Genomic DNA, 10289 nt, shown 5'->3' with positions numbered 1-10289 from the left:
GTGGAGTCTCTTATTTAAATACACAATTCACAACCCCTTGCACTTCGTCCAGATATTGCGTGATGGAAGATTTGTGGATGAGGCTGTGCATAAACGATTACATATTTCATGTTTGACCCTCCTATTTGTGGATATGTGGATAGTTTGTTCTCCTTTTCAAATAAAGTATTTTTGAAACTATTTCCGTTACTGCTATGTTTGTAATCAAATCATTCGTCTCCTGTAATTACAAAAAGATGAAAAAAATAGTTCATATTACAAATAAATACAAATTATTATAGAATATATAGATGGATAAATAGAAAAAGAAGGGGATATGAAATGAATATTATTGAAATTGAAGGGTTAGAAAAATCATTTGATCTTGGTGATAGTAAAACGAAGATATTAAAAGGAATTCATCTTCAAATTCAAAAAGGTGATTTCGTTTGTATTATGGGGGCAAGTGGATCGGGGAAAACCACTCTTTTACAGTTGCTTGGAGGATTGGATATTCCAACAGCGGGAAGCATTCGAGTAGATGGTACAGAAATTTCATCATTAAAAGAAAAAGAACTTGCATTGTTTCGAAGGCATCAAATCGGTTTTATTTTTCAGCAGTTTAATTTAATACCAGTATTTAACGCAGAAGAAAATGTGGGATTACCGTTACTGTTAGATAATGTTCCGCAAAAAAAAGCAACGATAACAGCGAAGCGGTTATTAGAGCTTGTTGGTTTAAAGGGAAAAGAGCAACATTTGCCGTCGCAGTTATCTGGCGGACAGCAACAGCGGATTGCAATTGCAAGGGCATTTGCGAATGAACCAGCTATTATACTAGCAGATGAACCGACCGGGGCATTAGATTCTGAAAATAGCAAAAATATTATTTCAGTACTTCGGAATGCTTGTGATGAATTAGGGCAAACAGCAGTTGTTGTAACGCACGATCCGTTTGTAGCAGCTCATGCGGATAAAGTTATTTTTTTACTAGATGGTGAAGTAATTCATGAACATGTTGAAAATAAAGGCTGGAAATTCCGTCATATTCCGCAGCAAGTGACCAAAATTCAAGAGATTATGAATAGGCACTTTAAGGTAGGTGATAAGAGCGATGTTTTGGACAATTAAATATGCGTTAAAATCTATTAAACAAAATTGGCTAAGAAACATGTTAATTGCTCTTGGGGCTGCCTTAGGTGTTATGTTAGCAACGATGCTATTACTCGGGAATCAATCTGTGGAACAAAGCGTGAAAGAGCAAGTTGTGAGTCGTTACGGTGATTATAATTTGCAATTTGGTTATAGAAAAAATGATGTGTACTTACATAATGACCAATTAAAAGAACTGAATAGTCTTGAAAATGCTGAGAAAATATCAAAAGTACTTATACCTTATCCGTTACCAAATGATAAAGCACTTGCTGGTAAGCCATCGTATTGGGGTGTTGAACAAGATTCTCCCGATATGCATTCTTATAAAGTTAAAGATGGGCGATATCCGAAGGAAGGAGCGGAAGTAGCACTTACAAAGGGATATGCGGATCGAGAAAATATAAAAGTAGGAGATACGATTAGCCTGCCATTCCCCCCATACGGTGAAAAGGCTGTTAAAGTTGTAGGGATTTTGAATCCGCCATTGATGGCAGCAATGGGACATAGTGCATATTTTCCGATTACTTGGATGCAAAAGGAATTAAATTTTCCAAATCAATTTAATCTTGTTCAAGTGAAAACATCTGATGTCAATATGAAGAGAATGATTGCGAATGAGGTAAATAAGAAGCTTGAAAATATAAAAATAGATCAGCGTACATATGTAGATAAAGCATTTGAAAGATTGAATGTGATGAAACCATTAATTTTTAGCTTAGGTGGCATTTCTCTATTTGTTGTAGCGCTTTTGATTATGGGCAGTTTCTTTTTATCTGTAAGAAGTCGCTTTAAACAGTGGGCTTTATTACGTGCGCTTGGTAGTAATCCAAACCAAGTCATTCTCGTCGTTTTATTCGAAGCGATATGTATTGGAACGATCGGCTCGCTCGTAGGAGTTGTTCTTGGGGCTAGTACACATCAGTTCGCCGCTTCTTTTATTAACAAATGGGTGAATGTAGAGAGTACAGGGCAAGAATCATTTTCTATTTCAGGTGAGATTTTACTAATTACATTTTTACTAGGCATTATGATGTCTGTAATAGGCGCAATCATACCAGCGTTTATGGTAAGGAAAATCCCTCCTGTTGAAGCGCTAAGACCAGGGCTTCCGAGCAATCAAAAGAAAGAACGGAAATGGAGTATCTTCAGTCTTATTATTTTAATAGTGGGTGCAATAATTGGCTTAAGCGGTGCAGTCGCTGAGAAGTACATTGGGTTTAACCCAGGTGCAGCTGGCGCGATTTTGTTTGCAATTGGTTTGTTATTTACAATTCCATTATGTATTCATGTTATTACACCGGTTATCGCTAAACCATTTCAAATGATATTTCGTATTGAGACAACGATTAGTGGCCGAAATGTTATTCGTTACCGTAAAAAGGCGGCTGTGTCAGTTGCAATCTTAGCGTTTGGATTTATGTTATCGCTAGTTGGAACAATGTATGTAAATGCGATGTATGAAGGAATGAAACAAGGATTACAAAGGAATTTACCAGCGGATTTAGTCATTCGTGTTCCGATGGAATCAACAGGGATTGAAAGTCTACCTTTTAATTGGTTAGAAAAGATCCAAAAAGTTGAAGGGATAAAAGAAATTGTTGGAATCGCTCCTGATTTTACATCCAAACTCGTCAATTATGATTTTAAGAAGGCAGATGAAGAATGGTACGAGTTTGTGAAGCAAAATAAATTTGATTATGAAGCAATGGAAGTTGTCGGTACCGATATAACTGCGTTTCAAAAAGTGACTAAGATGAAAGTTGTTTCTGGACAAAACTTGAGTACGCCATTAAAAGATGGAGAAGGAGTCATTACAAAAGATACAGCAAAAAATTTAGGGGTTAAATTACATGACACAATCGAAGTACAGGGAAAAGGGAAAGAAAAACAGCAAATTCAAGTCGTTTCTATTATAGAGAAAGACTTACGACTTCGAGGATCTTATGTCTTTGTAAATGAACAATGGGCGCGAAATATGTTTCAAGTAAAAGGCTATGAATCGATTCAAATTATGGCAGATTCTAAGGTACCTTTTGAAACAATTAAGAAGCAAGTGAAACAGATAACAAATGGGAAAGACAATGTAGAGGTTATCAATAGTTATGATTTGTTAAAAGAGCAAGAACAGTTACTATCCCAAATGGTGATGTTAATTCGTTTATTAGTAGTAATCATCTTTGTTATTTCAGGTATTGGATTAATGAATGCCATTGTGGCAAGTTTACATGAAAGACGCGCTGAAATTAGTATGATTCGTGCCGTAGGAGCTAATCCTAAGCAAATGCGAAGAATTGTATGGTTAGAAGGCACACTGCTAGGTGCAATAGCCGGATGTATAGGAATTGGAGGCGGTATAATTTTCAGCTATATCGTTTTATCAAATTTAGAATTAACCGTTATTACAATTCCATATAATCAAGTTCTATTACTAGCAGTAGCAAGTGTTATACTTGGGACAAGTGCAGCAATGATTGCTTCATTCCAGTTAAGGAAATTTAAACTAAGTGATACGCTTAAAGAATTATCAGCGTAAGAAAGACCGCTTTTATAGCGGTCTTTTTTACTAATATGTTTACAGTAGTAGGACTCGTTTTTCCTTCGCTTCTTTTATCCACATTGGGAACTCACTTAATAAATTGTTATATAATGTTTCATCTGTCGTTTTTTCAATATCCCGAATGTAGAAAAAGTTAGCATTATCGATGAAACGCCCATCCATTTCATCAAGTTTTCTTAATACATCAAATTTGCCATCACCAATACCGACAAATTGCCAAAAAATCGGTTGGTTAGAAGAAGATACAACTGGTTTTTGAATTCCTTTTTTACAGCCGCCATCGTTAATGAAAATAACAAAGGCAGGCTCTTCGCCTTTTTCCTCAATCGTATATTTTTTAATGATATCTTCCATCACTTGTGGCTCATCATTTCGGCCAAATTTATGAATAGAAGAGTTATTTAAAATATGGTTCTCTACATAATTAGCAAAGTCTTTTTCAGTAACAGCTGGCAATCTAGAAAACTCATTATCATATACCCAAATATCTAACGAGCCGTCGTCATCAAATTGACTTGCAACTGCGAGAATACGTTCGACAACATCTTGTACAGTGCCGTTCTTATATAATGTTCGCATTGAACCAGAAATATCTAATACGAGTGCGACCTTTGCAACGACGCCTGTTAATTTCTTTTTCTCTAATACAACTCGTACTGCTTCTTTTCTTAATGTAATTGTTCCCATTCTAAATCACTCCTGTTATCAATTTAAGCGGTAGGAAGAGAATTGTGGATAAGCTGAAGGGCTTTACTTACAATTTCCTCCGCTGCATATATACCAATTTCCTCTGTTCTTGAAATGTGAGGTAGTAAGTTGCCTTGTTTTGTTTCAAGTTCACCGTGAAGAGGTGCAAATGCGTGATTTGCTCCTTCTAGCATACATAAATCAAGCAAAGAGTCTCCAGCTGTAATGACTGTGCTTGCCTGGAGTTTTTCTTTTATGTACTGAACAGCATCCCATTTGTTCACTGGTTTTGGTAAAAAATATAATTTTCTCCCTTGTAGTGAGTAGGTCCATCCTTGTTCGTCTAGCCAAGCAGTGAAAGAGGCTAGTTCTTCATTGGGAATATGTTCACGCTTGATGATGCAATAGTGAAATAAGTGATCTGCTGTTTTTTGAGAAATGACCCAGTCTTCATGAGAAATTCGCCTGAATTCCTTTAATACATCTTCTTTTTCCAAGCATTCTGCTGAAAGCTTCTTTTGTATCGTTTCTTTCCAAACGAAATCTTGTTTGCCGTTATGAAGAATATTGCCGCCATTACTTGTAACTGCATATTCTGGAACGACTTCAGTTTGAAATAGTGTAATGCGCTGAAACTGCTCTATTGTTCTTGTTGTGACAGGAATAAACTCCGCTTGTAATTGTAACTTCTGTAACAGTGAAATGGCTTTATGTGTTATAAAAGAGATTTCTTTATCATCCAAAGTCTCGATAAGCTGAATATGTTCATCTTCTATATTCGCGCGAAACGATTTGCGAGAATAAATGAGTGTTTGATCAAGATCACTTGCGAAAATCATGAAGGTTTCCCCCTAAGAGGTTTGATTAATCCACAGCACGAGTACGTCATATCTTTATACATTTCTACTGGTACATTTTTTTCTTTTGCAAGAAGTAAAATGTGCTTTAAATCTGGATTGGTTTCTTCACGAATTAAAATTTTCCACGGTACTCGTCTTAGCAGGACGCGCGTTGTTTCCCCAACTCCTGGTTTAATTAAGTTTATATCCTCAATTTCAAAGTGCTTTTGAATTGAGGTGATATCTTGCAGCCCTTGCCAAGATGGTTCTGTATATGTTGAGATAATATGCTCTAGTTGTTTTGTGACATCAGAGCTGGTGGAAGGAAATAATGCTGTAACCTCTTCACTAAAGAAATTAGACAAGTCTTCCTTTTCTAGTTCTTTATAATATTTACCGCCGTGGAAGTCGTTTGGTCCAATGAAAGCGTCGTTTAAAACCGTGCGACTAATTAATCCTGATACGGTCGCGTTTAAACATGCGCTTGGAATGAGGAAGTCCTCCCTTGTTCCATAAATAGAAGTACAGTAACCTGGATCGGCAAGTACAGCCAAGCAGTCTGAAATATATTCATGATTTTTTTCATTAAATGAATGTACAGCTTGGTTCAATTCTTTTGTGACAGCTCCTTTTCCAGTCCAACCATCGATGAATTGAATGGTTTGATTGGGGTGCTGTTGCAGGATGTAATGAAGGGCATTTTCATCAATGCCGCGCCCGCGAATAATCGAAATACAATAATGCGGTAAATCAAGATTATATTGATAACGAATGTATCGTTTTATTAAAATGCCGATGGGTGTGCCAGCTCGTGCTAGTGAGACGAGAACAAGATTTTTTCCTCTCGTCCTTATAATTTGTTCAGCCACTACACCGGCTGCAATCGCCAATTTCCGTTTGTATTGCTCGAGTGAAGCAAAGAATAAATCCATATATGGCTTGGATGGTTTATATTCTATCGGAAGCATTTCAGAGTAATGTGTACCAGATTGAATGGCTCGTTCTCTTTCTTCTGTTGGACTCTCTTTCATAACATCACTAATATCTTTCAGTAGAAAAATAGCATCTTCTGCGCTATAACTCCCGATGTATTGTAATGTTTTTGTTTCTGTCATATTTCTTCACCTTCGCTTTCTACTAAGCTTTTAAATGAAACGATATGAATGAGCGGAATGACTGTTTGCAATTGCGTAAGAAGGGGATGTAAAGCATCCTCCTGTAAATCACGTTCTATAAACAGAAAGACTTCATCATAGTCACCGTGTTCGATATTATAAAAATAATTTATAATGCTATCGTCTTCAGGACTCTTATAGGAAAAACGATTATGAATGGCATATTGTTCGTCATTGCTATAAAGGTGAATAGGGCTTCGCGTTGTTGATTGATAGGAAATGTTTGCCCCCATTTCAGCCGCAATCCGCATTGGAATATACATAAATTCACCAGTTCCTAAGCATAGTGTACGTTTACCTTTTCTTTTTTTCCGTAACTCATTACCAATCTTTCTCGCAAAAGAGTGGATGTGCTCTTGTTCATTAGTTGAAATCCCGAAGCGTCCTGTATATTTTATGTAGTAGGCATCATGTTCTATAGATGTATAAGGCAAAGCAGGACACGAAATTGTATGTTTTTCTAGTTTAGATTCTATTGATTCATAAATAATTTCATCGCAGGAAGAGGTAGTGGTAATAGGACTTCCAATTGTTTTAAGTGAACCACTTAATAGAGAAATAATATGAATCGTTATATCAAGTTCTTTTTCAAGTGCTGTAAATTGTTCTCTGTTCGCATCAGAACGCCAATCTAGTAAAGAAGCGACAGTGTATTCTTTTCTTGGAAACTTTTCTTGGATAGATCTAATGATATTAAGGGCGGTTTTTCCTGTTGTCATTTCATCATCCACAAGGACGATTTGGTGTTCGTTTTGAAAATAGCTTTTATCCACATAACAACGATGCGAAGTTGCATGAGAATGTTCTTCTTCAAATGTAATAATTGGCTCCATTTGGGAGATGGTTTCTCTTGTTGTATGCATGTATTTCGCATTTTGAAAGCATTGAAACATAGCGTGACCTAATGCAGTAGCTGTTTCGGCAAATCCGATAAATAGAACTTCCTCTTCTAAAGGAAATTGATGTTGTAAAATGATTTCAAGTTCATTGCAGCTATCTTCTTTAGAAGAAATGAGACTGAGAATTTCCTCTTGAAAAGGATGAATCGTGTCATGCAGCACCTCCATATATCTTGCAGCAAGTGCACACCCACCGGCTAAAGAGACTGCTGGTAGAACAGGAAGGTGTTTGCCTAAAATGGTACTTACAAATAGAAAACCACGTTTCTTATTTATTCTGGCTGCCATTTGAAAGAGTTGATCTAATGATAATGCATATGGATTATTTCGTACGTCTATATGGACAGTTATATTATTTAAAATATTATATGTGTTGTTTTGATTCTGAGGTAAGGAGATCGATGAAAGTTTGCTGTTCATTTAGCACCCCGTAAATATTAGATTTTAGCAGTATTTTTCGCGCCCAGTTTAAATGGGGCTTTACTTCATTCATTTTGTTAGCGAAGCTACTTTTCATAACCCCGTTATATGTATGAGCATTTTCACAAATTGCTTTTGCATCTAAATAATCTTCTAGCGTTACAACGTGCATAGCTTGTACGAGCTTAATGTGAGAAGGGTGGATGACTGTTTTTCCAATTAATCCGTTTGCTTGATCTAGCAATACCTCATGAATTAATCCATCCTCATAGCGATAAAGCATTTCCTCACGCATTGTAAGCCCAGCGTTTCCGAGTGATTCACGAAATGGTGTTTGCCGGAGCTGTGGTTTGAGAACGCGCTGTCTGTTTCCGAAGTACTCCCACACAGGGCCAGAGATAACATATTCGTCTGCCTGTCTAGAAAAAATATTAATAATATCAGAAATACAATCACGAATAACAGAAATATCATAGATGGTTGTATCTTTATTACGACGAATGCCAAATATACCTGAAAAATCGGTAGCGCCAATGCGAACATTCAAAATGGAATTGCGATAAGAATCCAGTATTGTTTTAATTGCTAGCAATGCTTTTGTACGTGTTTCTTTATACATAATTTCAGGTGACTCTAAAATAGGCATCCCGTAAAGTGTAAGGGAATATGTTTCGTTTATGTATCGTAGTTCATTAATATAAGACGTTCCGTTAGCTGATGTGAATTTTGGAAAGACAAAGCCGCATATGCAATGAACGGCACTTCCTAGTTCAATTACGATGGAACGCATTTGCTTCGGCTCACGAACTCTAATAAAAAGCAGTGGTATGTCTGATGGATGAAGCTTATCTGCATCTATCAGATGTGCGAGTAATTGGATTTGGATGATAACATTTTGCTCTGCAAATTTCATATCTCCATCACTAACGGAGTCCTCTAAACAAAGTACAATCGATGTAGCGCCCTCATGTTTCTTTTTAGCGATGTCATCTGCAATTGTTTCTTTTGTACCAGGTGTATATAGAGTAGCACCTAATGCGTAAGCTAATTGGTCCTTTGCCATGTCCTTTGAAAAGGCGATTGGTTCTTGATAGAAAAGATTTTTCTTTTCTTCAAGGGATAAATAGGAAAAATGCCTCACGTTGTCACCACCTTATTTTGAGCCTGCGACCCAGTTCATGTTCCATTTATAATACCGATCCATGTCTCGGTGTCCTTTGCATAACTGTAAAGTCATCTTAGATTCACCTCATTTAGGATAGCTATTAATTCAATCGTAACATGACAAGAAAAGTTTTCTACATGAAATTTTGAAAAAATTACAAAATTTTTAAAAATAAAGATGGATTGTAGAAGAAATGTAGAATTTTGTTTGTCAGTGGAATGTTTGAAGGAAAGGAAGAAGCAAGATGAATATACATAAACTAACAGAAGCAGAAGCAAAAGAAATCAATACATGGAAGTATGAAGAACCATATTCGATATACAGTTTTTCAGGAAGTGAAGAAACAATAGAGGAATTGTTGGATGGTACATATTATGGTTGCTGCAATGAAAGTGGAGAACTAGTCGGATACTTTTGCTTCGGAGAAAATGCACAAGTACCAGGGGGGAGAGAGGCAAATTTATACACCGAGGAAGACACCTTAGATATTGGACTTGGAATGAAACCAGAGCTAACAGGGAAAGGGATGGGGAAAAGTTTCGTTCAAGCTGGAATGAACTTGGCAAAAGAGCAAATGCAACCGAAGAAGATTCGTTTAAGTGTAGCAGGCTTTAATAAACGTGCCATTACGTTATATCAACAGGTAGGCTTTACAGTAGAAATTACCTTCTTCAGCCGAGGGAGAGAATTTATTCTAATGACATACTTCTGTAGAGAAAAGGGAAAGTGAAGAATCCTATGAAAAATAGGAATAATTGCGGGATTGAAAGTTAAGATTTGTATGGATTGTTGCAAAAAGAAAAAGACCAATTTTTTATCGGTCTTTTCATATATCTTATTCAACGATCGGCATCTGTTAGTTCAAAAAAAGAATATAATCTTGGGACAATGTTTGTGAATAATTCTTATATGGATAGTTTCAATGAGAACCTATTATTTTTTCTACGATCTAATTTTTCTAGGACCGACAATTAATTTGATTGCAGTACTTTTCTCATTATTGATTGTAATATCTGTAAATGCTGGAATGAGAACGAGGTCGATACCGCTAGGAGCTACAAATCCCCTTGCAATAGCAATGGCCTTAATCGCTTGATTTAGAGCACCTGCCCCTATTACTTGAATTTCTGTATTGCCTTTTTCTCTTAATACGCCGGCAATTGCACCTGCCACTGAATTAGGATTTGATTTTGATGACACTTTTAATATATTATCCATATAAGTTGCGCCCCCTGTTATTTAATGTATTTCCGAAAGAAGTCCCTATCTTCAAGCTCGTGACGGGCAAGAGCCCAGCGGTAAGGTGGGGATGAATTTCGGTTAGGCATAGCCTAAAATAACTCTTGGCAAATACACGCATGTTTTGCCCATCCATATCAGGATGTAGTTTCCCTTCGCCAATGTTTGTAGGTG

Annotated in this window: 10 protein-coding genes; 3 read left to right on the top strand and 7 right to left on the bottom strand. The window is 36.6% G+C overall.

The window, feature by feature from the left end; all coding sequences use genetic code 11:
• Positions 1 to 321: 321 nt before the first annotated feature.
• Both V7183_RS13765 and V7183_RS13760 read left to right on the top strand, forming a co-directional pair.
• Positions 322 to 1110, top strand: coding sequence for an ABC transporter ATP-binding protein (locus tag V7183_RS13765; protein ID WP_335359877.1), 789 nt, complete (start codon positions 322 to 324; stop codon positions 1108 to 1110).
• Positions 1094 to 3667, top strand: coding sequence for an FtsX-like permease family protein (locus V7183_RS13760; RefSeq protein WP_335359876.1), 2574 nt, complete (start codon positions 1094 to 1096; stop codon positions 3665 to 3667). Before V7183_RS13765 ends, V7183_RS13760 begins: the two co-directional genes overlap by 17 nt.
• A 39-nt stretch (positions 3668 to 3706) precedes the next feature.
• On the opposite strand, the gene V7183_RS13755 is transcribed toward V7183_RS13760, so the two are convergent.
• From V7183_RS13755 to V7183_RS13735, 5 genes are read right to left on the bottom strand one after another with little or no spacing between them, the layout of a single operon-like run.
• Positions 3707 to 4378 carry a vWA domain-containing protein gene (locus tag V7183_RS13755; protein ID WP_335359875.1) on the bottom strand — a complete coding sequence of 224 codons (672 nt, stop codon included), beginning with the start codon at positions 4376 to 4378 and terminating at the stop codon, positions 3707 to 3709.
• 23 nt (positions 4379 to 4401) lie between these two features.
• The gene (locus V7183_RS13750; RefSeq protein WP_335359874.1) at positions 4402 to 5217 is read right to left on the bottom strand and encodes an HAD family hydrolase; all 816 of its coding nucleotides are present in this window, start codon (positions 5215 to 5217) and stop codon (positions 4402 to 4404) included.
• Positions 5214 to 6332, bottom strand: a complete 1119-nt coding sequence (locus V7183_RS13745; RefSeq protein WP_335359873.1) for a cysteine protease StiP family protein — start codon at positions 6330 to 6332, stop codon at positions 5214 to 5216. Before V7183_RS13745 ends, V7183_RS13750 begins: the two co-directional genes overlap by 4 nt.
• Entirely contained in the window at positions 6329 to 7711 is a 1383-nt protein-coding gene (locus V7183_RS13740; protein ID WP_335359872.1) for a phosphoribosyltransferase family protein, read from the bottom strand. Before V7183_RS13740 ends, V7183_RS13745 begins: the two co-directional genes overlap by 4 nt.
• Positions 7656 to 8852 (bottom strand): HpcH/HpaI aldolase/citrate lyase family protein, encoded by a 1197-nt coding sequence (locus V7183_RS13735; protein ID WP_335359871.1) that lies wholly within the window; start codon positions 8850 to 8852, stop codon positions 7656 to 7658. The genes V7183_RS13740 and V7183_RS13735 overlap by 56 nt, the downstream gene beginning before the upstream one ends.
• Before the next feature lie 268 nt (positions 8853 to 9120).
• Between V7183_RS13735 and V7183_RS13730 the strand changes: the two genes are divergently transcribed.
• Positions 9121 to 9606, top strand: coding sequence for a GNAT family N-acetyltransferase (locus tag V7183_RS13730; protein WP_335359870.1), 486 nt, complete (start codon positions 9121 to 9123; stop codon positions 9604 to 9606).
• 212 nt (positions 9607 to 9818) lie between these two features.
• On the opposite strand, the gene V7183_RS13725 is transcribed toward V7183_RS13730, so the two are convergent.
• On the bottom strand, positions 9819 to 10094 hold the full coding sequence (locus V7183_RS13725) for a stage V sporulation protein S (RefSeq protein WP_097898483.1): 276 nt from the start codon (positions 10092 to 10094) through the stop codon (positions 9819 to 9821).
• The coding region (locus tag V7183_RS13720) for a hypothetical protein (RefSeq protein ID WP_335359869.1) at positions 10087 to 10289 on the bottom strand (203 nt) is incomplete at its 5' end. The genes V7183_RS13720 and V7183_RS13725, both read right to left, overlap by 8 nt.

The sequence above is a fragment of the Bacillus sp. JJ1127 genome, assembly GCF_036965845.1.
GTDB lineage: Bacteria > Bacillota > Bacilli > Bacillales > Bacillaceae_G > Bacillus_A.
Note: the sequence above shows the minus strand (reverse complement) of the source record. Positions and strands in the feature narration are given on the sequence as shown.

What these genes read in the sequence shown, in the direction of transcription:
- V7183_RS13765 (WP_335359877.1), top strand. Translation starts at nt 322, where the DNA reads ATGAATATTATTGAAATTGAAGGGTTAGAAAAATCATTTGATCTTGGT.
- V7183_RS13760 (WP_335359876.1), top strand. Translation starts at nt 1,094, where the DNA reads ATGTTTTGGACAATTAAATATGCGTTAAAATCTATTAAACAAAATTGG.
- V7183_RS13755 (WP_335359875.1), bottom strand. Translation starts at nt 4,378, where the DNA reads ATGGGAACAATTACATTAAGAAAAGAAGCAGTACGAGTTGTATTAGAG.
- V7183_RS13750 (WP_335359874.1), bottom strand. Translation starts at nt 5,217, where the DNA reads ATGATTTTCGCAAGTGATCTTGATCAAACACTCATTTATTCTCGCAAA.
- V7183_RS13745 (WP_335359873.1), bottom strand. Translation starts at nt 6,332, where the DNA reads ATGACAGAAACAAAAACATTACAATACATCGGGAGTTATAGCGCAGAA.
- V7183_RS13740 (WP_335359872.1), bottom strand. Translation starts at nt 7,711, where the DNA reads ATGAACAGCAAACTTTCATCGATCTCCTTACCTCAGAATCAAAACAAC.
- V7183_RS13730 (WP_335359870.1), top strand. Translation starts at nt 9,121, where the DNA reads ATGAATATACATAAACTAACAGAAGCAGAAGCAAAAGAAATCAATACA.
- V7183_RS13725 (WP_097898483.1), bottom strand. Translation starts at nt 10,094, where the DNA reads ATGGATAATATATTAAAAGTGTCATCAAAATCAAATCCTAATTCAGTG.